Origin of the sequence: Paramicrobacterium agarici, assembly GCF_002563955.1 — a bacterium.
Lineage (GTDB): Bacteria > Actinomycetota > Actinomycetes > Actinomycetales > Microbacteriaceae > Paramicrobacterium > Paramicrobacterium agarici.
Genome location: NZ_PDJE01000001.1, coordinates 750,699 through 771,506, shown reverse-complemented (window position 1 = coordinate 771,506; position 20,808 = coordinate 750,699). Strand labels below are relative to the sequence as shown.

At 62.2% G+C, this 20,808-nt stretch carries 22 protein-coding genes and 1 pseudogene; 10 read left to right on the top strand and 13 right to left on the bottom strand.

Translation table 11 applies throughout. The features are described 5' to 3' along the window. Entirely contained in the window at positions 1 to 1,077 is a 1,077-nt protein-coding gene (locus ATJ78_RS03920) for an ABC transporter substrate-binding protein (RefSeq protein ID WP_169923377.1), read from the bottom strand. A gap of 264 nt (positions 1,078 to 1,341) precedes the next feature. Here ATJ78_RS03920 and ATJ78_RS03915 point away from each other — a divergent pair, with 264 nt between their 5' ends. After that, positions 1,342 to 2,097 (top strand): GntR family transcriptional regulator, encoded by a 756-nt coding sequence (locus tag ATJ78_RS03915; protein ID WP_098406400.1) that lies wholly within the window; start codon positions 1,342 to 1,344, stop codon positions 2,095 to 2,097. A 157-nt stretch (positions 2,098 to 2,254) separates the two neighbouring features. Here ATJ78_RS03915 and ATJ78_RS03910 read toward each other — a convergent pair whose 3' ends face one another. The 4 genes from ATJ78_RS03910 to ATJ78_RS03895 form a co-directional block, all read right to left on the bottom strand. Further along, entirely contained in the window at positions 2,255 to 2,944 is a 690-nt protein-coding gene (locus tag ATJ78_RS03910; RefSeq protein ID WP_098406399.1) for an MmpS family transport accessory protein, read from the bottom strand. Between the two features lie 129 nt (positions 2,945 to 3,073). Continuing rightward, positions 3,074 to 4,057, bottom strand: coding sequence for an ABC transporter permease (locus ATJ78_RS03905; protein WP_098406398.1), 984 nt, complete (start codon positions 4,055 to 4,057; stop codon positions 3,074 to 3,076). Next, positions 4,057 to 5,595: a sugar ABC transporter ATP-binding protein gene (locus ATJ78_RS03900; protein ID WP_098409193.1), complete on the bottom strand. Its 1,539-nt coding sequence runs from the start codon at positions 5,593 to 5,595 to the stop codon at positions 4,057 to 4,059. Before ATJ78_RS03900 ends, ATJ78_RS03905 begins: the two co-directional genes overlap by 1 nt. Before the next feature lie 66 nt (positions 5,596 to 5,661). After that, complete coding sequence (locus ATJ78_RS03895; RefSeq protein ID WP_098406397.1) at positions 5,662 to 6,621, bottom strand: ABC transporter substrate-binding protein; 960 nt, start codon at positions 6,619 to 6,621, stop codon at positions 5,662 to 5,664. Positions 6,622 to 6,746: 125 nt separating this feature from the next. Here ATJ78_RS03895 and ATJ78_RS03890 point away from each other — a divergent pair, with 125 nt between their 5' ends. Continuing rightward, on the top strand, positions 6,747 to 7,754 hold the full coding sequence (locus tag ATJ78_RS03890) for a LacI family DNA-binding transcriptional regulator (protein WP_098406396.1): 1,008 nt from the start codon (positions 6,747 to 6,749) through the stop codon (positions 7,752 to 7,754). Continuing rightward, a complete protein-coding gene (locus ATJ78_RS03885; RefSeq protein WP_098406395.1) occupies positions 7,751 to 8,773 on the top strand; it encodes a class I mannose-6-phosphate isomerase in 1,023 nt (340 codons plus the stop codon). Before ATJ78_RS03890 ends, ATJ78_RS03885 begins: the two co-directional genes overlap by 4 nt. A gap of 186 nt (positions 8,774 to 8,959) precedes the next feature. Here the strand turns inward: ATJ78_RS03885 and ATJ78_RS03880 are convergent, their stop codons facing one another. After that, positions 8,960 to 9,385 carry a VOC family protein gene (locus ATJ78_RS03880; protein ID WP_098406394.1) on the bottom strand — a complete coding sequence of 142 codons (426 nt, stop codon included), beginning with the start codon at positions 9,383 to 9,385 and terminating at the stop codon, positions 8,960 to 8,962. Positions 9,386 to 9,494: 109 nt separating this feature from the next. Here ATJ78_RS03880 and ATJ78_RS03875 point away from each other — a divergent pair, with 109 nt between their 5' ends. Further along, complete coding sequence (locus ATJ78_RS03875; protein ID WP_098406393.1) at positions 9,495 to 10,454, top strand: helix-turn-helix transcriptional regulator; 960 nt, start codon at positions 9,495 to 9,497, stop codon at positions 10,452 to 10,454. 45 nt (positions 10,455 to 10,499) lie between these two features. Here ATJ78_RS03875 and ATJ78_RS03870 read toward each other — a convergent pair whose 3' ends face one another. Next, entirely contained in the window at positions 10,500 to 11,480 is a 981-nt protein-coding gene (locus ATJ78_RS03870) for a nucleoside hydrolase (protein ID WP_098406392.1), read from the bottom strand. A gap of 45 nt (positions 11,481 to 11,525) precedes the next feature. Further along, complete coding sequence (locus ATJ78_RS03865) at positions 11,526 to 12,953, bottom strand: MFS transporter (RefSeq protein WP_098406391.1); 1,428 nt, start codon at positions 12,951 to 12,953, stop codon at positions 11,526 to 11,528. A gap of 155 nt (positions 12,954 to 13,108) precedes the next feature. On the opposite strand from ATJ78_RS03865, the gene ATJ78_RS03860 reads away from it, so the two are divergent. Then, positions 13,109 to 13,894 (top strand): GntR family transcriptional regulator, encoded by a 786-nt coding sequence (locus ATJ78_RS03860; RefSeq protein WP_098406390.1) that lies wholly within the window; start codon positions 13,109 to 13,111, stop codon positions 13,892 to 13,894. Between the two features lie 26 nt (positions 13,895 to 13,920). After that, positions 13,921 to 14,763 carry a PfkB family carbohydrate kinase gene (locus tag ATJ78_RS03855; RefSeq protein ID WP_169923376.1) on the top strand — a complete coding sequence of 281 codons (843 nt, stop codon included), beginning with the start codon at positions 13,921 to 13,923 and terminating at the stop codon, positions 14,761 to 14,763. Positions 14,764 to 14,789: 26 nt separating this feature from the next. Here ATJ78_RS03855 and ATJ78_RS16270 read toward each other — a convergent pair whose 3' ends face one another. Beyond that, positions 14,790 to 15,116 (bottom strand): HipA N-terminal domain-containing protein, encoded by a 327-nt coding sequence (locus ATJ78_RS16270; protein ID WP_098406389.1) that lies wholly within the window; start codon positions 15,114 to 15,116, stop codon positions 14,790 to 14,792. Further along, positions 15,110 to 15,334: a helix-turn-helix domain-containing protein gene (locus ATJ78_RS03845; protein WP_169923375.1), complete on the bottom strand. Its 225-nt coding sequence runs from the start codon at positions 15,332 to 15,334 to the stop codon at positions 15,110 to 15,112. The genes ATJ78_RS16270 and ATJ78_RS03845 overlap by 7 nt, the downstream gene beginning before the upstream one ends. A 114-nt stretch (positions 15,335 to 15,448) precedes the next feature. Between ATJ78_RS03845 and ATJ78_RS03840 the strand changes: the two genes are divergently transcribed. After that, positions 15,449 to 15,757, top strand: coding sequence for a hypothetical protein (locus tag ATJ78_RS03840; protein ID WP_211288418.1), 309 nt, complete (start codon positions 15,449 to 15,451; stop codon positions 15,755 to 15,757). A 448-nt stretch (positions 15,758 to 16,205) separates the two neighbouring features. Here the strand turns inward: ATJ78_RS03840 and ATJ78_RS03835 are convergent, their stop codons facing one another. Next, positions 16,206 to 16,517 carry a putative quinol monooxygenase gene (locus ATJ78_RS03835; protein ID WP_098406387.1) on the bottom strand — a complete coding sequence of 104 codons (312 nt, stop codon included), beginning with the start codon at positions 16,515 to 16,517 and terminating at the stop codon, positions 16,206 to 16,208. A gap of 107 nt (positions 16,518 to 16,624) precedes the next feature. Between ATJ78_RS03835 and ATJ78_RS03830 the strand changes: the two genes are divergently transcribed. Continuing rightward, entirely contained in the window at positions 16,625 to 17,566 is a 942-nt protein-coding gene (locus ATJ78_RS03830) for a GlxA family transcriptional regulator (protein WP_039994216.1), read from the top strand. 403 nt (positions 17,567 to 17,969) lie between these two features. After that, entirely contained in the window at positions 17,970 to 18,719 is a 750-nt protein-coding gene (locus ATJ78_RS03820) for a class I SAM-dependent methyltransferase (RefSeq protein ID WP_098406386.1), read from the top strand. A 15-nt stretch (positions 18,720 to 18,734) separates the two neighbouring features. Here ATJ78_RS03820 and ATJ78_RS03815 read toward each other — a convergent pair whose 3' ends face one another. Beyond that, positions 18,735 to 19,190, bottom strand: coding sequence for a MarR family winged helix-turn-helix transcriptional regulator (locus ATJ78_RS03815; protein ID WP_098406385.1), 456 nt, complete (start codon positions 19,188 to 19,190; stop codon positions 18,735 to 18,737). 80 nt (positions 19,191 to 19,270) lie between these two features. Between ATJ78_RS03815 and ATJ78_RS03810 the strand changes: the two genes are divergently transcribed. Further along, a complete protein-coding gene (locus ATJ78_RS03810) occupies positions 19,271 to 20,125 on the top strand; it encodes an NmrA/HSCARG family protein (RefSeq protein WP_098406384.1) in 855 nt (284 codons plus the stop codon). Between the two features lie 137 nt (positions 20,126 to 20,262). Here ATJ78_RS03810 and ATJ78_RS03805 read toward each other — a convergent pair. After that, positions 20,263 to 20,763, bottom strand: a pseudogene (locus tag ATJ78_RS03805) (MFS transporter); the annotation flags it as partial. Positions 20,764 to 20,808: the final 45 nt, after the last annotated feature.

Sequence of the window (20,808 nt, the reverse complement as noted above, 5' to 3'; positions counted from 1 at the left end):
CTACTCGATGCTCGGAGCGACCACTTCTTCCTCGGCCTTGATGGCTTCAATTGCCGCGGCCACGCTCTCCTTGTCCCATGGGTACGCTGCGAATTCGTCGGCCCCAAGGTTCTCGACCCAGAAGTCGAGCTCATCCTGGCTGATCTCAAGCAGCGGAAGGATGATCTCGTGCGGGACCTCCTCACCCGACAGAATGGCGAGCGCGACGTAAATGGCAGCGACTCCCTGACCCGGGTCGGTCAACGTGGCGAACGATCCATTTTCGATCCCCTGCTCCTGCCAATATGAGAGGGCTTTCCCATCTGTGCCGAAGACGACAACAGGAACGTCCCGATTCGCGGACGCGAAAGATTGCGCGATACCCATGCCGCCGATGCATCCGGGAACGGCATCAATCTCAGGCAAAGAGCCAAGAACGCCGATGATCTCCTTCTGGGTTGTGCTGCTGTCACAAAAGCCATTGATCTCTGCCTCTACCGTGACATCCGGGTAGTCTTCAAGGATCTCCTTCTGGCGCGCATACATTTCCTCTTCGGGCTGCGAACCAATGACGCCTCGATTGAGCACAATGCTGCCCTCGCCGTCTATGGCTTCGAGTGCAGGAAGCAGAGACTTCTCGCCCCACATCGCGTAGTCATTACGCACGATCGTCGCGCACGGAGCGTCCATGTCGGCGTCAAGCACCACCACGGTGATTCCGGCGTCGCACGCTTCCTCAACCGCCGGCACCAAGGCCGTTGACGAGGCTGGTATCACAACCAGCACGTCCGGGTCTTGCAGCACAAGGCTGCGAATCTGGGAAGCCTGCTCCGTCGCACTGTTCTCTCCTGGTGCATTGACAGATGAGTACTCGCTGATGATGCCCTGCTCTTTGAGCTTCTCGGCTTCCGCTTCGAACTTGTTGATGAGCGTGAGCCGCCAGCCGTTGACGAATCCGTTGCTGAGCGCAATAGAAACGTCCTTGGGGTCCTCCCCCTCTTCGGCCGCGTTGCCTCCTGCGCTCGAACAGCCCATGAGCGCAAGTGCAGAAAGTGCAAGTACCGCAGCGCCCGAGCGCCACGCAGATCGAAACGACATTGTTTTCTCCAATTGATCGCGCCGATACAGGCCAGATGCCTGAAAAACCGGCGGTGCTGTGTGCACCGAAGAACTCGCGGCTTTGCGGTCTGCTCTTCGGCTGTCATGAGGTTGTCTATCGCTGTAGCGACGTGACACAAACGTGGGAATTGGTAATGCCCAACTTATCATGACAAGTTTGTTATGACTAGAATATAGAAGTCGAGCTTGCCATTGTCAACAGCCCGATAATCTTGTTTTCTACGTTCTTTACCGGGGGTTGCCATGACGATGACGTCGCTACGCGAATACCGCTTGAATCGCGAAGTCGATGAGCCTTTGTGGCAGCAACTTGCGACAGCACTTCGTACAGCGATTCACGACAAGGTGCTCCAACCAGACCAGGCGCTCCCGTCAGAGGTCGAGTTGATCGACATGTACGGGGTGTCTCGCACTGTTGTCCGCGAAGCACTCGCTGATCTCGTTCGTCGAGGCCTCATCTATAAGATCCGGGCAAAGGGTTCGTTTGTTTCCCCCAAACGACCCGACCTTGCCTTTGTGGGGTCAACGTCCGGCTCACTGGATGACCTCACGGCCGCCGGACACTCGTCGTCGACGCGCGTTCTCTCGCAGGAAGAGGGCGCGGCGAACGAGAGCGAGGCTCGCGCCCTCAACATCGATCTCGGCGCTCCAGTAGCGCGACTTCGACGTCTGCGCACCGTCGACGAAACACCGTGGCTGCTAGTCCAGACCACAATCCCGCTCGAGTTATGCCCTGGCGTCGTCAAAGCAAACCTCGAGAACCGCTCGTTGTATGAGTACCTTCGCCGGCACTACGCGATCGAGGTATCAGGTGCCGATCGGTGGTTGCAGCCTGTCTTACCAGAGCCAGAAGAGGCCGAGCTCTTAGAACTCAGCGAGGGAGAACCAGTTCTGGCCATCGAGTCTATCGCGTGGGATGCCGAGGATCGGCGGTTCGAGTATTATCAAGCGTTGCACCGAAGCGGAGCAACGCGGTTCTACGTGGGCATTCGAAACTAGCCGCAACTTCGCATCACTCGGCCACGGAATTGCGCGATATCACGCAACTGTGCCCACATTAATGCGTCCTGAAAACGACAAGAAAGTGGGCCTCCGCATATGCTGCGGAGGTCCACTACAGAGCGTCTAGATGACCAAGTTCATATTGACGACTGATCTACTCAGTTTCTTCCTCATCACCGAACGACGAGGTGGAGCAGGTCACGGATGCGAATTCGCCAGACGAGGTTTGCTCGGAGACAACCTCGCCGTCAACGGTGATCGAGCAGCTGATCTCGCCTGCGTCTTCCATGCCGTTTGTTGCGATAAGTGAATAGCTCGACCAGTCGAAGTCTCCACCGGCCTTAACCGTGATTTCCTTCGAGAAAGGCAATGCCGTACCGGTCGCCTGCTCCGTTCCTGATGACCCGTCGTTGTACGTCGAGTACGTCACGGAGGCATCCTTGGCGGCGCCCGTAACCTCGTAGACAACAACGATCTCTTGGTTTGCCTTGGCCTCTTCTTCGGCAATCGTCTTGTCGATCGAGTCGCTCACCGCGCTCGCGAATGCAGCCGTGTAGACAAGCGCCATGATGATCGAGAGGATCAGCGCGACGACTGAGACGATGGTGCCGGCAATTGCAGAGCCCTTGCGCTTTCCCTTCAGGAACAGTGCGATGACGCCGAGCACAAGGCCGACGAAGGCGAGAAATCCAGAGGCGTAGTTGACAAAGGGAATGAATGCGCCGACGAAAGCGACGATTCCGACGACAAGGGCAGCAACGCCAAGACCGTTTCCGGTCTTCTGCTCCGCAGGCTGCGGTGCCGGGTAGGGCGGTTGCTGTGGTTGTGGTGGGGGCATACTCATGATTCAAATCTGGCAGAGCCGCAGGTGCCCGAATCGCCGCACGGGCGCTATCGAGCGATATTTACCCCCGGTTTGGGGCGAAACACAGCGCTGGTTTCGAAACGCGGGCCACCCTAGCACCGGGCGTCGCTACACACGCTTGAGGTTCTTCAAACCATCGATGCCTACGGCAAGGACGATCACGGCACCCTTGACGACGAGTTGATAGAAGAAGGGGACGTTCATGAGAACGAGCCCGTTGCTGAGGACACCAATGATCAGCGCGCCGATGAGTGTTCCGACGATCCTGCCTCGACCTCCCATCAGACTTGTTCCGCCAAGCACGACAGCGGCGATCGCATCAAGCTCGTAACCTTCGCCTGCTTTCGGCTGCCCACTCTCGACCCTGGCCGCGAAGATAACACCAGCGAGGCCGGCACAAGCGCCCATGATGAGATAGACCCGAACAAGCGTCCACTTCACGTTAATTCCTGCAAGGCGCGCGGCCTCAGCGTTCCCGCCGATCGCGTACACATGCCGGCCAAATGACGTGCGCTCAAGCACAAACCAAAGCACAACGTAGACGATCACCATGATCACGACCGGTGTCGGGATACCTGCTATTCCACCGTTCCCCAGCCCACGGAAACCGAGATCGCTCGCAATGAGGGGACGACCGTTCGTCAGCGAATAGGAGATTCCGCGAAGGTACGTTAGGGCACCCAACGTGATGATGAATGCTGGCAATCCGAGATAAGCAATGAGCGTGCCGTTCACCAATCCTGTGAGCGCACCGACCACGATGCCGCCGATAACTGCGACGATCGCAGGCGCGCCTGCGGTCCAGAGCAGCACAGCACTGACGCCTGTAAGAGCAACCGCCGACCCTACGGAAAGATCGATACCGCCGGTGAGGATAACGACCGTCATACCAGCAGCAAGAATCGCATTGATCGACACTGCCCGCGCCACGTTCAAACCGTTGTTCAGGCTGAGGAAGTTTGGAGCGATTACGCTCATCAACACGACGAGAATCACAAGGACCGCGAGAATGCCGAATCGCTCCCACGCCAAGGCCAGGTCGAATCGGCGCGGTTCAGTCTCTGTCTTTTCTAATTGCGCGGGCGTCGACATTATGCGTCTCCCTCTAACTGGTTGCTTGACAACGTGCTGGGGCTATTGTCGGAGAGCCCTGTGGCGGCCATCATCACGGCCTCTTCGGTTGCGTCATCACGTGACATCTCACGTACAACGCGTCCAGCGCGAAACACGAGTACGCGATCGCTAATTCCCAAAGCTTCGGGGAGATCCGAGGACACCATCAGCACCGCCACCCCCTCCTGTGTGAGGTCATTGATGATGCGGTAGATCTCCTGCTTGGCGCCGATGTCTACTCCGCGGGTCGGCTCATCGAGAATCAGCACCTTAGGTTTGACGAGAAGCCAACGCGAAAGTGCGACCTTCTGTTGATTCCCTCCGGAAAGACCAGAGACAAGTTGACTGACGGAGGTGCTTCGGATGCGAAGCGTCTTCACCTCGTTCTGCGCCGCCTTGCGCAGCGCTCGCAGTTTGAGCACTCCGGCAAAAGTGAACAGCTTGAGGCTGCTCATCGCCGTATTGTCTCTGATCGAAAGGTCCAGAAAAAGAGCCTGTTCCTTTCGACTCTCGGGAAGCATGCCGATTCGCTGGCGGATCGCATCGATAGGCTTCCGAATTTTCACGCGTTGCCCATCAACCGATATGCGTCCTCCAGCATTTCGATCAGCGCCGAAAATCAGCCGACACATCTCGGTTCGGCCTGCACCGATCAGACCGACGAGTCCGACGACCTCACCGGCGCGAACCGTGAGATCGACTGGACCGATTCCCCTTCCGTTTGTGAGAGCTTCGACATCTAGGACAATGTCTCCCGGATTGCGGTTCTCGTGAACATACAAGTTCTGAACGTCTCTGCCAACCATCCGCTGAACCACCTGCTCCGGCGTCAGTTCACCTCGTTTGGTGGAACTCACCCATTTGCCGTCGCGAAGGACGGTGATTCGATCGGATAGCTGCCAGACCTCCTCCATGCGGTGACTGATGTACGCAAGCGCTATGCCTTCATTTCGCATCTCGCCGACGAGCGCGAACAGACGTTGCGCTTCACTTCGCGATAACGCAGCCGTCGGCTCATCGAGCACAAGGACCTTTGCTTGTTCAGCAATAGCGCGAGCGATCTCTACCATCTGTTGCATACCGATACTCAGACGGTTCAGCGGCTGGTCGACGGAGATGTCGACGCCGATTCTCGCCAGCTTCGCTCGCGCGGACCGTTTTAGCGCTTTGCGATCAAGTACGGCGCCCAACTTTCTTGGCTCCTGACCGAGCGCAAGGTTTTCGGCGACGGTCATGTCACCGACCGTATTGAGCTCCTGGTGAATGATTGCGATGCCCTTGGTCAATGCATCGCGCGGATTCTGAAAGTTGATGACCTCCCCGTTGAGGGTGACTGTGCCTGAGTCTTGTACATAGACACCGGAGAGAATCTTCATCAGAGTCGACTTGCCCGCCCCGTTCTCCCCCATCAGTGCGTGCACTTCCCCGGGATACAGATCGAGGTGTACGTCATCTAGAGCAACGGCGCCGCCGAATCGCTTGGATATTCCTGACATCGTCAGTAGCGGTTGGCTCATGTTGTGCTCCGTCGTCATAGTCCTGCCGCGCGATGGCCCCGGCCGTGACGCCGGGGCCAAACGCCGCTACTTCCAGCCGTCGTACTCGTCGAGGTTTTCGCGAGTCACGATGGAACTCGGAACGAGCACGAGGTCGTCGTCGAGCTTCTCGCCCTTACGTAACTTCACCGCCATATCGAGCCCTGTGGTACCGAGCAAGTACGGGTCTTGAGCGGCGGTCGCGACGAACTGGCTGTCTTCTTTGCTCATCTCTGCAACGGCTTCGGGTGATCCATCGACGCCGGTGACCACGATGTCTGTCTTACCCGCCTGCTGAGCTGCAAGCACGGCGCCGAGCGCAGTTGGGTCATTGACAGCGAAAATGCCGACGACATCTGGATGGGCAGTCAGCATATCGGTCGTCAGGGTCAGGGCCTTCTCACGGCCGTTGTCACCGTTTTGAGTCGCGACAACGTTGACGTCGGGGTTCTCGTCGAGGATGTTCTGGCATCCTTCCATCCGATCCTGGATAGACGTGATGGGCGTTCCGTCGACGATGAGGATGTCGCCAGATCCGCCGATCTCGTCAACGAGCGCCTGGCACGAGAGTTCACCTGCCTGGACATTGTCGGTTGTGACGGTTGCCTGTGCACCTTTCGCTCCGACGTCTACAGCGACGACCGTAATGCCAGCATCTATCGCTCGTTCAACAGCAGGCCCAATTCCTTCGGAATCGACGGCGTTAAGGAGCAAGACGTCGAGACCCTGCTGAATGAACGCGTCAATCTGCTCGTTCTGCGCCGCGAGGTCTTGGCGACCGTCCTGAGCGGTGTAGGTCGCTCCAAGTTCCTCGGCCGCGGCCTTGACCCCATTGTTCATGGAGGCGAAGAACGGGTTGCTGAGGTCCTGGACCATAAGCGCTACTGACTCAATTTTTCCATCGGTGTCGCCACCGGCGTCCAGATCGTTGGTGCAGCCCGTCAGCGACATCGCCGCGACGGAGAGTGCGCCCACCAGCACCAGCGACCTCTTCGCAGTTGTCTTCATGCTCACTCCCTCGTAAAGCAATTACTGTTATGTAGACAACGTTGTCTAGATAGACTCCAGTAAGCCCGAACGTTGCCGTTCGAACAAACTATAGTCGCCGGGACATCGTTGTCTAGAGGAAATTTATGGAGTCGAAACATTCGCCCAAGCGGGCCACCATCGGAGACGTCGCATCGCGGGCGGGGGTCAGCATCAAGACGGTGTCCCGTGTTGTCAATGGCGTGATGACCGTAAATCCAGACCTCGCGGCGCGCGTTCGGGCCGCAGCCGCAGAACTCTCCTATCGGGCAAACCCAGCGGCATTTGCGCTAAGGACCGGAGCCTCATTCCGCACGATAGGCCTGCTGATCAAAGACCTCAGCAATGACTTCTACGCGACAATCGCCTCGGCGGTCGCGGACGTCGCCCGCGCCCACGGCGCGCAGCTCATCACGGCGCACGCGGGCGAAAACACAGCGGACGAACTTGCTGTGGTGAGAGACCTCGTGAGCCGCCGGCTCGATGGACTCCTCATCGTTCCAACCAGTGGCGACCATGCAGCGCTGGCGCGAGAAATTGATCCGCACATTCCCGTCGTCTACCTAGACCGCAGGCCCGAGGGCATAAATGCGGACAGCGTCGTCATCGACAATGCGAATGGTGCTCGCGACGCCGTAACTACGTTGATCAATGACGGTCATGTCAGAATTGCCGGGCTCTTCGACACTCTCAACATGCCGACCATGCGGGAACGGCTTGCTGGCTTCAGAGAAGCTTTTGCTCAAGCAGGAGTCGACCATGACGGACGCCTCATCGTAACTAACCTCTCGACGCCGGATTCTGCGTTTTCGGCAACGTCGTCGATGTTAGCTCTCGAAAGCCCGCCCACGGCGTACTTCTGCGGCAATAACCGTTCAGGCATCGGTGCACTTCGTGCGCTCTGGGTTCATGAGCGAATCGACCCGCTCGTTACTTTTGACGACTTCGAGCTCTCGGATCTGATGCCGCGAAGATTCTCGATCGTGAAATACGACAAGCACTCGATCGGTCGTTTGGGCGCGGAACTGTTGTTCCGTCGAATATCCGGCGATCAGCACGAGCCACAATCGATCGTGTTGCCAACGCAGATCGAGAAGAGAGGCGTAGCGAAATGACAGCAGCTGACTCAACAAGCGCCACTGGAACGCCCGTCTTTCTCGGCGCGAATCAACCCACCAATCGCTTCTACAGCGGCGGCGCCAAAATCGCGGGATTTCGGGCGATCGGAGAATCTCTTCCGGCAACTCCTGAAGATTGGATAGCGTCGACTACCGCGCTGTTCAACGAGCACGAGAAGGGGCTGACCGTCCTGCCGAGCGGACGACTTCTGCGAGACGAAATTCGAGAGCATGCGGTGACTTGGCTTGGCGAACAGCACCTTCGCAGCTATGGGGCCGACACCATGCTTCTCGTCAAACTTCTCGATGCCGGGCAGCGGCTCCCCGTTCACGTTCACCCCAACCGGGAGTTCGCTCAGGAGAACCTCAACGTGCGACACGGCAAGGCGGAAGCCTGGTACATCCTCGAGGGCGGAGACATTCATCTCGGCTTCTGTCGTGACGTTCGACCGAGCGAGTTGCAGCGCTGGGTTGAAACGCAGAACGTCAGCTCGATGCTCGCCTCCATGCACCGTTTGACGGTCAGCGCCGGTGACTTCGTATTCGTACCTCCCGGGATACCGCACGCCATTGGGCAAGAGGTCTTCCTCATTGAAGTTCAAGAGCCGGAAGACTTGTCGATCCTGCTCGAGTGGACCGGCTATGACTTGGACGGCCCCCGAGACGGTCATCTTGGACTAGGCTTCGACGCGGCTCTTCGAGCGGTAGATGGGAGTGGTTGGAGCGGTTCAGCCATCCGGCATCTTGTGGTGAGAGCGGGAAGCCGTGACCGTCTACCGACAACCGCGGACAGGTTTTTTCGAGCCGACCGACTTGAAATCGGAGTACCGCAGAACTTAGAGCCAGGCTTCAGCGTGCTCATTTGCGTGGAAGGCGCAGGACGCATCACAACAGCCAACGGTTTCTCTTCACAGTTTGCAAAGGGAGACACATTAGCCATCCCCCACGACTGCGGGACAGCGACTCTCTCTGGAGATGCGATCGTTCTTCGTTGCAGACCACCTGCTCCGCTCTAATCGCCTGGGTGGGGGCGAACAGTTGACTCAGCCGCCAGCGGGGATCGTCGACAAGACGAGGGGCTGTGGGCGTCTGCGGGCGAAGCTCCTCTGTGGCCGATGTGCTCGGCGGTGCACTAAAACCTGGGACGTGTGTTCGGCGGCCGACGAGCTCCCTACGCCGACCGCTCCCCACGAAGGTCGCCGTCAGGCAGCATCCCATTCGGCCTGCACGTCGAGCACCCACGTCACGCCAAAGCGATCGGTGAGCATGCCATAGAGCGGAGCCCACTGCGCGGGAGCGAGGGGAGCTAGGACCGTCGCGCCGTCGGCAAGCTTGTTCCAGTAGGCCGTGATCTCGTCAGCATCCGTTCCCCTCACAGAGACGAAGAGCGGGATGATGCCAGGCTCGTATGCCGTGTGGCCCGGCACGTCGTAGGCCATGATCCGGACTCCGGCGTCAGATTCGACCTGCCCCCACATGATCTGGTCGGCTTCGTCTGGCGCCGTGACGTTGTGCGCGTCGGCGTAAGTGATTGTCGCGAGCGACCCTCCAAAGACAGTCTGGTAGAACTCGAGCGCCGCGCGAGCCTGGCCGCGGAAGTTGAGGTGAGGGGTGACGTTGACAGACATGAGGTTCTCCTGATGGTGAGATGAATTCGACGCCGCTTTTCGGCGACGCCACGATCGTCTCAACAGTTGCGGTCAGTTTCCGTCCACTACTTCAGTTACTGTTGCGACTATGTCGACGCCCACCGCCCGCCTGCTGAATCTGCTTTCGGTGATGCAGACAGGAGGAACCTGGGCTGCTGCCGCACTGAGCGAGCGGCTGGGAGCGAGTGACCGCACTCTGCGACGCGACGTGGACCGCCTGCGCGAACTGGGCTACCGGATAACGACGGTCATGGGACCGGACGGCGGATACCGGCTCGAGCCCGGCGCCGTACTGCCGCCTCTCCTGCTCGATGACGAACAGGCCGTCGCCTTGTCGGCTGCGTTGCAAACCGCTTCGGGTTCAGGGTCGGCACTGAGCGAAGCGTCGGCGCGAGCACTCGCGACCGTGCGTCAGGTACTGCCATCGCGACTGCGTCATCGCGTCGACCAGCTGACGGTCGACGCGATCCCCCGATCAGGCGATCGCCCGCCACCAACGGTCGATCCCTCGACTCTCGCCGTCGTCGGAGCGGCGGCTCACGATCGCGAGGTGCTGCGTTTTGACTACGCCGGGCGCGACGGGCCAGCTCGCCGCGTTGAGCCGCACGGCTTGGTCGCACAGGCCGGTCGCTGGTTTCTCGCAGCGTGGGATCTCGATAAGGATGACTGGCGCATCTTTCGCGTCGACCGCATGCAGCCGCGCCTTCCGACTCGGCTCCCCTTCATCCCGCGGGACGTGCCGGGCGGCGATGTTTCGACATTCGTGTCCGCTCGGTTGAAAGGCTCCGAGCACATTGATGCATGGCCCTGCACGGGATCCGTCGTGCTCGACAGCCCGGCGGCCGAAATCGCTCCCTTCGTCGGGGACGGAACGGTTGAGGAGCTCGGCGCGCGACGCTGCCGCCTCACGGCTGGGTCGTGGTCATGGAGCGCTCTTGCAGCATCCATGGGCCGCTTTGACGTGCCGATCGAGTCGGCCGAACCCACCGAACTCGCCCATGCGTTCTCCGTGCTGGCCGAGAGGTTCTCCCAAGCAGCTGCGGGGTGAGCCTTCTGTCGATCGCCGGATGCGCTCCGGCGTACGGGCGTGGGGCTACGCGACCCTGTCGGCCGCTGCCGGCACCGGCATTGCCAGCAGACGCTCGAGCAGCTGCGGCGCCAACTGCCCCTCCGTCTCGAGGACGACACGCACATTCGCCCCCGGGTGATCCACCGGGCCCTGCCGCTGACCGCGCAGATCACACACGGTCTGGCCGCGCCCGGGGCCGTCGGTGACATCCACCTCGACGGGCACTGCCGGAGCAACGCGCGGCAGCATCCCACCCACCGCGATCGCCGCCGCGAGCGGATCGTGCATGGCACTGCACCGACGACCGTACTCGGCGACGTAGAAATCGAAGTAGTAGTCGAGCATCTCGCCCACGGCTCGGGCAAGCGGATGCTCGGCTGCGCAGAGCCGCAGGCGATCGGCCTCCTCAAGCACGTTCTCGAGCGTCGTGTCGAGCGGAACAAGCGTCACGGACCACGACGCGGACACCACAGCCTGCGCCGCCTCCGGGTCGTGGCCGATGTTCGCTTCGGCGACGCTCGTAATGTTGCCGGGAACCAGAGCTGCCCCGCCCATCGCCGTTACCTGCGCAATGCGCTCAGCGAGCGACGGATCTCGCTGCAGGGCAACGGCAAGATTCGTGAGCGGTCCGACCGCGACAACCTCGAGGGCGCCGGCGTGCTCGTGCGACAAGCGCAGCAGCATGTCGGCAGCATCCTCGTTCACCGGTGTCATGTCGGTCTCGGGAATCTCAATCTCGCCGATGCCGTTTCGGCCGTGCACATGCGGCGCGCCCCCGTCGAACTCACCGACAAGCGGATCGTTGCGCCCGATCGCCACCGGCACGTCACGACGACCAGCCAGCTGCAGCAGCTGCAGCGTGTTGCGCCCCCCCTGGGTGGCGCTCACGTTGCCGTGCACGGCGCCGATTCCCACGAGCTCGATCTCCGGCGATGCCAGCAGGTAGGCGAGCGCCATGGAGTCGTCGATGCCGGTGTCGCAATCGAAGTAGACGGGGCGTGGCATTGGTGTTCCTTACGTTGAGAGTGAATGGCGGATGCTGTGAGTCGCTCAGTCGCGGCTCGGAGCTGCTTTCAAGATGAAGCTCGCAACGAGCGCGAGAACCGTGATCGCAACGGAGACCCAGAGCGCGAGCGTGAATCCGCCGATGCCACCCGAGGCGACGAACGGAGCGACGATCGCAATGCCGAGGCTCGCGCCGATGCCGAACCCTGCGCTGTTCATGCTCGGCAGCGCCGACGGTGCCTCCGCCGGCGATTGGATGACGCCGAGCCCGTTCGTGGTGGTCAGCACGAGGCCGTTGTAGGCAACACCGAGCACGGCGATCATACCGAAGACGACCCACTGGCTCTGCGGGAACAGCGTGATCACGACGAGCGCGGCCAGGCAGATGACGAGGCCAATTCGAAGGATGCTGATCCAGCCGACGCGGGCCGAGAGCCACCCGGCGAAGGGCGCCGCAGCGAGGCCGATGAGCGCGGGCGGGGCGAGGAACATCAGGGCGCTCGTTGCAGCGTTCATGCCGAAGCCGACCTCAGAGTTCTGGCTCAGCATCACCACGGTGAAGTTGATCACAGCGAAGACGCTCGACAGCGTGAGCACGGTCGTCGCGATCACGGGCCACACCTGGCGCGACTTCAAGTGCTGCACTGCGATGAGCGGCGTTGCTCTGCGCTTCTCGATCTGCACGAAGGCGACGAACGCGATGACCGTTCCCGCAAGGAATGCCAGCGTAAGCGGGGCAGCCCACCCTTGCGCGCCGCCCGTGGAGACGAAGTATGTGAGGCAGATGAGCCCGACAGACAGCGCAGCCGCACCCCACCAGTCCATCGTTCCCGACGAGGCGGCCCCAGTGTCTTCGGGCGCCGCGAGCCAGACGCACACCAGGGCGAGAACGCCGACGATGAAGATCACCACGAACAGCGAGCGGAATCCGAACGCGTCGGTGAGCAGCCCGCCGATCCAGCCGTCGACCCCGCCCACACCGCCATTGATGGCCGTGAGCACACCAAGCATGGTGGCGAACATCTTCTTGGTCAGCGACTCGTTGAGAATCACGTACGAGAGCTGGAACGCGGCGCTCGACGCACCCTGCAGCACACGGCCGACGAGCAGAATCTGCAGGTTCGGCGCGAACAGGCAGAGCAGGGTGCCCACCGAGAGAATTCCGAGCACGATCAGCAGTCCGCGCTTACGCCCGATGAAGTCGCTCCACCGCGCGAGCAGCACACCTCCGACGGCCCCCGCGAGAAAGAACAGCGACGACACTTGAGAGACCGAATCGATGTCAACACCGAGCGTTCGGGCCATGTCTGGCAGCGCCGGGGTGATCATGCTCGCGTTGAGCTGAAAGGCGACGACCGCAAGAATCAGCGTCGCGACGAGGCCGATCGCTCGGCGACCGTGAAGCTTTCCATCGCCGCTTGGCGCTGGGTTGACGGATGCCGCGCCGGAGGGCGTGACGCGAGTTGATGACATGGAAAGACTCCTTTGTCTGAGGGAAGGGGCGGATGCTGGAGGGCATGATCGCGTAGCTAGTATGATGTTATACCTCTTGGGTAGAACATGTGCAAGGTGGGTGGTTCTGGTTGAATAGAGCCGAAGCACAGACACCGCTGAACGCAGGGAGCCGGATGACCCAGATGGACGAGTTCCTCGCGGAACCGCTCACGACAACGGTCGGACAACCGCTGCGCGTCGCCGCCTACACGCGCATCACGCAGGGCATTCGCGACGGCGTCTTTCCCCTCGGCTCCGCACTCCCCCGTGAAACAGAACTCGGCACCTCGCTCGGAGTGAGCCGCACCGTGATTCGCGAAGCCCTCATGCTGCTCGAAGAAGACGGCCTCATCACCACGCGGCGCGGAGTCGGGCGGTTTGTCACAGCATCCACCCCTAAGGTCGGACTCGAAGATCTGCGACCGTTCGAGGTCGCGCTCGCGAACGCCGAACACCCCGTCGCCGTGACACCGGTCACCTTCGTGATGCAGCCGAACACCGAGTTCGTGTCGAGCAACCTCAATCTTGATCCCGAGGCGAACACCTGGTTTCGCGAGAGCGTGCTGTCGCGCGCGGGCGAGCCGATCGCCATCGTGCAGGAGCACCTTCCGGCCGGTCGCTACCTCAGCGATATCAGCCCCGCGATCGCCGCGTCGTTTCAGCAGGCGGCTGAGCAGAACGCGACACTGTACGCGGGGCTCCTCGACGCCTGCGGCCCGATCTTCTCGGCAAGCTCATGCCAGATCACGCCGAGCGTTGTCGGCGCTTCGCGAGGCAGACAGCTTGGCCTGGCAGCATCCGATCCCGTCATCATCCTGACCCAGGTGATCGAGCACAACACGACGCCCGTCTACCTGGCCAAGTGCATCGTCTCGTCGCGCGTCGGCCACCTGACCGTGATCCAGACCCCGTCAAACTGATCCGAACTCGCACACCCAAGGACACCATGGCATTTGACATCGATCTCACCGTCGTCGGCAGCATCAACGCCGACATTTCCGCGGTCACCGAACGACTGCCCGGCCCGGGCGAAACCGTCGGCGGCGGCCGCCTCACGCGCGAGGCCGGCGGCAAGGGCGCCAACCAGGCGGCGGCGGCAGCCCGGCTCGGGGCACGCACGCGCATGGTGGGAGCAGTGGGGTCGGATGCTGACGGAGCAGCAATGCGGCGGGCACTTGAGTCAGCGGGCGTCGACCTCACGCACGTGGCGACAGTCGACACCGAGACCGGTACCGCGCTGATCGTCGTGGATGCTGCCGGAGAGAACCAGATCGCGGTGTGCGAGGGCGCCAATGCGCACGTGAGCATTGAGGGCGTGGAGGTCGGCGAGCATGACACGGTGCTCGCGCAGCTGGAGATCTCGCTCGACACCGTCACCGAGCTCGCGCGGCGATGCCGCGGCTATTTCGCGCTCAATGCCGCTCCGGCGATGCCGCTGCCTGCGGAGCTCATCGACCGCGCCGACCTGATCATCGTGAACGAGACCGAGTACGAGCTCATCCCCGAGCTCGCTGACGCCTCACTCGTCGCCGTGACCTACGGTGCGCAGGGTTCGGCGATTCTCGAGCATGGCACGCAGGTGGCCTTCGCGGATGCTGTCAAGACGACGCCCGTGAACACGGTCGGCGCCGGCGACGCGTTCTGCGCAGCACTCACGATCGCCCTTCGCGCGGGCCTTCCCTATGAGGCTGCGCTGCGCACCGCCAACGCGGTCGGTGCTGCAGCGGTCGTCGATCCGGCCTCGCAGCCGGCGCTGCAACGCCTGGAGCAGTACGCACCTAGCGCATAGCTGAAGCACTCCGTACCTGCCCCGCATCACCTCGAAACGTTGGCTCGAAGGAATACCGTGGCGGAATGATCTAGTTCAGCACGAGCGGAAGCTTCTTCAGCCCCACCAGCACACCGTCCGCCATCTGAGCAGCAGTACCGATTGTCAGGAAGCAGTCCTTGGAGCCAGGGGAGTACAGCACGTTTCCGATGGGTTGGCGTCACCAATGGCATTGCAAGCGACAGCGGTGTCGCACTCTCAGAGACGCGGTACTCTTCGTCATAGTCGAACGTGACGTTTCCCGCGGGTGACTGAGCAAGTACCCCGCTGAACTGACCGCCAAGATATACATCGAGGTTCCGGTCGGTCACCATCGCACCTGCCCGTCATCGAGCGAGCGCAGCGCCACTTCGAACCCCAGAGCTTGGAGAGCGTCGAAGAGCTTCGCGGCCTCCACCGTGGGTTTCCCCGCCTCGACATCCGCGATGAACGACCTCGAGACACGAGCTTCACTCGCGAGTTCGCTTTGCGACCACCCGCGTCGCTCTCGAAGCTCACGCACGATCGAGGACGCCTCTCGCATCGTAAACATCGGCACCTCTTCGACATTTGTGTAGCCGTACGGCGACAAGCTCATCACCCACGTCGATGTCAACAGCTGCGCGCGTAGACTCGTCGTACCGACCGCGCTTCACGAGGAGGATGCGTGAGCTCCGCAGCATCCAATATCCCTGACGAAGACATGCGGGAGTTTGCCCGCCGCATGCGCGCCGAGTTTCCACGGTTTCTCATGCAGTACCGCTTCGCGGTCGACGAGATGCTCACCAAGGTGTCGATTCTGCGCGAAGAGTTTCTGCACCTGCACCGCTACAACCCCATCGAGCACGTCGCGTCGCGCGTGAAGTCGCCGCAGAGCCTGCTCAGCAAAATGGCCAGGCGCGGCATCGCACCCGAACTCGACACGATTCGCGAGCAGATCACCGACATCGCCGGCATCCTGTCCGTGTGCCGGTAGGCCTCGCTCCGCTTGGCAACGCGGCGGGGCGTTGTGTCGCGACCTGGACGTGCGAGGTGTCAACGGTGCGTCGGCGCAGCGATCGTTGTGTGCGCAGCGAGATGCTCCATGCCGCACGCGCGGCGCGCACGAACGCAACGGCCCCGGAACGCCAACGACCCGTCATCGCTGCGACGCGCAACGCGTCTCCCGTCACGGCAACGGATCGCAACCAAGACCCGCCCACAGCGCCTAGCGGGACGGAGGGCAAGTTGCCACAGTTGCGCTGCCATGGAACCGCGCTGGCTCTCTCGATGACCACCGGTGAACCAGTGCCGCTCCAGGCTTGCGCCTGGTGTTGCCTGGCCTCCCCGTGATCGGCCCGTCGGGGATCGCCAACGTGGTACGGGTGTCGAGGCGGTCGGGTCCGACGGCTCGGCGGGGCGCGATCGTCTCGTGCGTTGGCGGACTACGGGAGTTTGGACGCGAGGACGTCGGCCGCCAGGATCTCGGGTGCTGCGCCGAGGAGGTGCTGGTTGGCCATCAGGGCTGCGATGATGGCGCCGTTGGCGTGGGCGTCGCGAGCGGCCTCGTCGGGGAATGCATCGAAGATCCAGAAGGTGTCGGCGTGGGTCCTGACCGCGAACCAGACAATCGTTCCTACTTCTTCGTTGGCGAGTGCGACAGCGCCGGCGAGCAGATCGGCGAGCGCGTCGTGCTGTCCATCGGCCGCGACGATCTTGGCGACGAAGGCATACGGAAGTGATGCGGGTGTGGACATGAGGGACTCTCCTTGAAATCGGGGTTCTTCGTGGGACGGGTTCAGCGTATGACGAGCGAGGGCCGATGGGGAGTGGCGTATACGGCAGTATTGCTATTGTTTACGTCATGCGTATCGGACTGATCGCGATCGACGGCTGCTTCGGTTCGGCTATCGCGTCGATCATCGACATCGTGCGGGTGGCCGACGGGGCCCGCGGCGATGTCGACCCGCGGATCGACCCGATCGAACTCGCCATCCTCGGACCGAAACGGCGAGTGACCACGACGGCATCGATGACCCTGTCGGTGGACCACCCGCTGTCGGAGTCCGGAGAGTTCGACGTGGTCGTCGTCCCTGCGCTTGGAACCCTTACGGCCGCCGCTACCAACGACGCCCTCCAGAGCCGAGATGCTCGTTCGGTCATCGCCTCGCTCGGGCGCCTCGACGAGGCGACCACCCGGATCGCCGCGGCGTGCACCGGCGTGTTCGCTGTCGCCGAGACCGGACGGATGCATCATCGACGGGCGACGACCAGCTGGTTCCTGGGGCCGGAGTTCCTGAAGCGCTATCCGACCGTCGCCCTCGATCTCGACACCATGGTCGTGGCCGACGGGAACCTCGTCACCGCCGGCGCCGCGTTCGCCCACATCGACCTCGCGCTCTCACTCGTGCGATCGATCAGCCCAGACCTGGCCCAACATGTCGCCAAGCTCCTCATCATCGACGAGCGCCCGTCGCAGGCGGCCTTCGTCGCCTACGAACATCTCCGGCACGAGGACCCGATCGTCGTCGAGTTCGAACGCTTCGTGCGCGCCCGCCTGGACGAACCGTTCAACGTCGCCTTCGTCGCGCAGTCGCTCGGCACCAGCCGGCGCACCCTCGAACGACGAGTCCGTGCGGCGCTCAACCTCACTCCGCTCGGCTTCGTCCAACGGCTTCGCATCGAACGAGCTCGGCACCTCTCAGCAACCACGGACCTCACCTCCGCCGAGATCGCGCTACGGGTCGGCTACGCGAACGCCGAGACTCTGCGCTCCCTCCTGCGCAGGGAGCGACGCCGTTCCTGACCTATCGCCATGCCTTAGAACCACTTCTCAGCACGTCGCGTCGACGCTCCTGCGTCGCCCCTGGACGACCCACTCGACACGCCCGCAGCACAGGCCATGCGACGTGCCCCGGCTTCCCGGACGGTCGGGGTTGGGTGGCTGTGATGTCGCTGCGTTCTCGTCGAGAGGATCAGCAGACCCGATCAGGGTCGATTGGGATGAGACGCGAAGGCGGTCAGGTCAGGGCGGCCGAAGCCGGCCGGCGGGGTAGCGTCGGACACGTCGAGGTCTTTCGGATGGATGGCGTAGGAACCCCCATCGTCGGGAAATCTCGACGTCTATCTGCGGACCGACGCGCCCGGCCAACCTACACCCTCATCTGGGAAGAGCCGCTAAAGGCGTTCATATAAACAAGGGAGGCGGCATGAGCAACGATGCGCATCAAGTGTCTCGTCGGGCTGCGGCGTACGACCCCATCGCCCAGGCGTACGCGACAGAGAACGCCACAAGCCTCTTGAACGAGTACTACAACAGACCGGCAATTCGCCAGCTGCTCGGAGACGTGGCAGGCAAGCGCATACTGGATGCCGGCTGCGGTTCGGGCCCGACCCTTGTCGACCTTGTCGAAGGCGGAGCCACCGCGGTGGACATTGATGGCAGTCGGGCTCTCCTGGATATCGCTCGAGATCGTGTCGGGCACGACACAGAACTTCGTGTTACCGATCTAGCCGAACCGCTTCCGTTCGAGGATGCGACCTTTGACGGCCTTGACTGCTCGCTCGCGCTCCACTACCTCGAGGACTGGCAGCTTCCCTTGACCGAGATGAGAAGAGTGCTCAAGCCTGGCGGTCGTGCGATTATCTCCGTCGAGCATCCGTTCGCCATTTGGTTTGCCGCCGAGCACGAGGGAAAGGAAACCAACTACTTCGAAACGCGAGAGCGTCGAGAGACCGACATGGCCGGACACGCGGCGGACATCACGTTCTGGGATCGGTCGCTCTCCACGATGCTCCAGTCATTCCTCAATGCCGGATTCCACATCATCCACGTCGACGAGCCTGGGCCAGCGCCCGAAGCTCAGCAGCAGTTTCCCGACTTCTTTCAGAATGAGGAATCTCCCGATCGGGACGACCCGCGGTTTCTGGCTTTTCTGTTCGTCGTTCTGCAAGCGTAGTTCGCGGGCAGCGACTCAGGGCGTGACGTCGGTGAGGTCGATGCGGCCGAGCAGCTTCCCGACAATCCCGCCCAGCGCGCGCGTCTCATCTTCGGTCAGCCGCGCATCGAAGAGCTGCTTCCGCGCCGTTCGGGCGACACGGTAGCCGTCGCGCGCCGCCGTCACGCCCTCTGCCGTGAGTGTGATGATTGCGAATCGTCGATTCGCAGCATCCGTCATTCTTTCGACCCAACCGCGACGCACGAGTCGGTCAGCGAGTCGCGTCATTCCGCTCGGGCTCATGGAGAGCCGCGCCGCCGCTTCGGACATCGTGAGGCTACGGTCGACCGCATTCGCCAGGTACCAGAGAAGCTGGAACTCCGTCGACGACATGCCGACGCGCTCGTCGAGCCGGGCGCTCAACTCATTGTCGAGCATCGCCGCAGCTTTCTGCAGCTCAACCCACACCACGTCGCGTTCGCCATCTTTCACAGGTTCAGCGTATCGGGAATTGTCCGCGCAACTCTTGCGTTAGCAACTATTGTTTACGCAAATGAAAGAAGGGATGCTGTATGACCTCGACGATTCTTGTCAGCGGAGCTACCGGCACACAGGGAGGTGCCGTCGCCCGCGCACTTCTGCGACACGGGCACACCGTACGGGCGATGACCCGCAATCCTGATGGCGCCGGGGCACGCGCCCTCGCCGAGAGCGGGGCCGAGATTGTCGTCGCCGACTTCGACGATCCGCAGAGCCTGCGTGCCGCAGCATCCACAGTCGACGCCATTTACGCCATGGGCACGCCGTACGAGTCGGAAGCCGCGACGGAAGAGCGCCAGGCGATAACCCTTGTGGATGCGGCAGCGTCGGCCGACGTCAGGTTCATCGTCTACTCGTCGGTTGCGAGCGCACTCAATGACACGAAAGTGCCGCACTTCGAGAGCAAGGCGAACGTCGAGCGGCACATGGCGACGATTGACGTTCCGCACACGGTTGTCGCGCCGGCGATGTTCACCGACAACATCCTCTCGCCGCAGAATCGGGAGGCCCTGGAAAACGGGCGCTACGCGTTCCCTGTGCCCGCGGGCACGCGCGTTCAGAAGGTGCCGATGTCGGATCTCGCCGAGTTCACGGCGCTCGTCTTCGACGACCCGCAGCGCTTCGCTGGCCAGCGCATCGAGCTCGCGTCGTCGGAAGAAACCGGTGCGGAAGTGGCGAAGGCGTTGAGCGCCGTGCTCGGGCGCGACGTCGAATACGCCGAGATACCGCTTGAGGCGATCGAAGCGAGCGGCAACGCCGATCTCGCCGCCATGATGCGGTTCTTCCGCGAGCGCGGTTACTCCGTGGACATCGACGCGCTGCACGCTGCGTACCCCGAGGTCGGCTGGCACACCGTCGAGAGCTGGGCGCGCGAACAGGAGTGGTGACGCGGCCTTAGTGCACGCACGCTCGATGGGTGCCGTGGGCGTCGCCCCATCGGGTGCCAACTTTTCCTATGAAGGCCGCCGCTTCAATCGCAAAAGTTGGCGCCCGATTCGCATCAGCGCAGACAGAGAGGATGCCGTTACTCGGCGTGAGGCCCGGAGCCGTTCGTCGGCGTCGACCCTGTGCCGGCACCCACCGTCTCTCCGCGCTTCGCGGCCCGCTGCTCGGCCTCAAGGCGCTCAGCCTCTTCGCCGCCGATCGCCTCACCGCGGGCGACGAGCCCCGACTCGGTCTGCAGCGGAATCTGCTTCAGCACGAGCGACAGCAGGAACGCCACGGCGATGAACGGGAGGATGTACCAGAACACCGGGGCGAGAGCATCCGCGTACGCCCCGACGATGCCGTCGCGCACAGCCTCAGGCAGATCGTTGAGCACCGACGGATCGACGGTCGCCGTCGCGTCGGCCGCATCGGACGCGCTCGCGCCAGCATCCGTGAACACCGCCGTGAGATTCTCGGTCAGTCGCGTCGTGAAGAGCGTGCCGAACACGGCGGTTCCCAGCGACGCCCCCACCTCGCGGAAGTAGTTGTTCGTGCTGGTCGCGGTGCCAAGCTGCTGCGCGGGCACAGCGTTCTGCACCGTCGAGCATTCGCATTTCGGTCGCACGACCTGTGCGCAACAGCA

Bases quoted from the DNA above. Each gene is read 5' to 3' on its own strand.
- ATJ78_RS03900 (WP_098409193.1), bottom strand. From the start codon at position 5,595: ATGAGCCAACCGCTACTGACGATGTCAGGAATATCCAAGCGATTCGGC.
- ATJ78_RS03860 (WP_098406390.1), top strand. From the start codon at position 13,109: ATGACCCAGATGGACGAGTTCCTCGCGGAACCGCTCACGACAACGGTC.
- ATJ78_RS03820 (WP_098406386.1), top strand. From the start codon at position 17,970: ATGAGCAACGATGCGCATCAAGTGTCTCGTCGGGCTGCGGCGTACGAC.
- ATJ78_RS03810 (WP_098406384.1), top strand. From the start codon at position 19,271: ATGACCTCGACGATTCTTGTCAGCGGAGCTACCGGCACACAGGGAGGT.
- ATJ78_RS03920 (WP_169923377.1), bottom strand. From the start codon at position 1,077: ATGTCGTTTCGATCTGCGTGGCGCTCGGGCGCTGCGGTACTTGCACTT.
- ATJ78_RS03835 (WP_098406387.1), bottom strand. From the start codon at position 16,517: ATGTCCACACCCGCATCACTTCCGTATGCCTTCGTCGCCAAGATCGTC.
- ATJ78_RS03890 (WP_098406396.1), top strand. From the start codon at position 6,747: ATGGAGTCGAAACATTCGCCCAAGCGGGCCACCATCGGAGACGTCGCA.
- ATJ78_RS03910 (WP_098406399.1), bottom strand. From the start codon at position 2,944: ATGAGTATGCCCCCACCACAACCACAGCAACCGCCCTACCCGGCACCG.
- ATJ78_RS03870 (WP_098406392.1), bottom strand. From the start codon at position 11,480: ATGCCACGCCCCGTCTACTTCGATTGCGACACCGGCATCGACGACTCC.
- ATJ78_RS03875 (WP_098406393.1), top strand. From the start codon at position 9,495: ATGTCGACGCCCACCGCCCGCCTGCTGAATCTGCTTTCGGTGATGCAG.
- ATJ78_RS03895 (WP_098406397.1), bottom strand. From the start codon at position 6,621: ATGAAGACAACTGCGAAGAGGTCGCTGGTGCTGGTGGGCGCACTCTCC.
- ATJ78_RS03865 (WP_098406391.1), bottom strand. From the start codon at position 12,953: ATGTCATCAACTCGCGTCACGCCCTCCGGCGCGGCATCCGTCAACCCA.
- ATJ78_RS03855 (WP_169923376.1), top strand. From the start codon at position 13,921: ATGGCATTTGACATCGATCTCACCGTCGTCGGCAGCATCAACGCCGAC.
- ATJ78_RS16270 (WP_098406389.1), bottom strand. From the start codon at position 15,116: ATGGTGACCGACCGGAACCTCGATGTATATCTTGGCGGTCAGTTCAGC.
- ATJ78_RS03885 (WP_098406395.1), top strand. From the start codon at position 7,751: ATGACAGCAGCTGACTCAACAAGCGCCACTGGAACGCCCGTCTTTCTC.
- ATJ78_RS03905 (WP_098406398.1), bottom strand. From the start codon at position 4,057: ATGTCGACGCCCGCGCAATTAGAAAAGACAGAGACTGAACCGCGCCGA.
- ATJ78_RS03845 (WP_169923375.1), bottom strand. From the start codon at position 15,334: ATGTTTACGATGCGAGAGGCGTCCTCGATCGTGCGTGAGCTTCGAGAG.
- ATJ78_RS03830 (WP_039994216.1), top strand. From the start codon at position 16,625: ATGCGTATCGGACTGATCGCGATCGACGGCTGCTTCGGTTCGGCTATC.
- ATJ78_RS03880 (WP_098406394.1), bottom strand. From the start codon at position 9,385: ATGTCTGTCAACGTCACCCCTCACCTCAACTTCCGCGGCCAGGCTCGC.
- ATJ78_RS03915 (WP_098406400.1), top strand. From the start codon at position 1,342: ATGACGATGACGTCGCTACGCGAATACCGCTTGAATCGCGAAGTCGAT.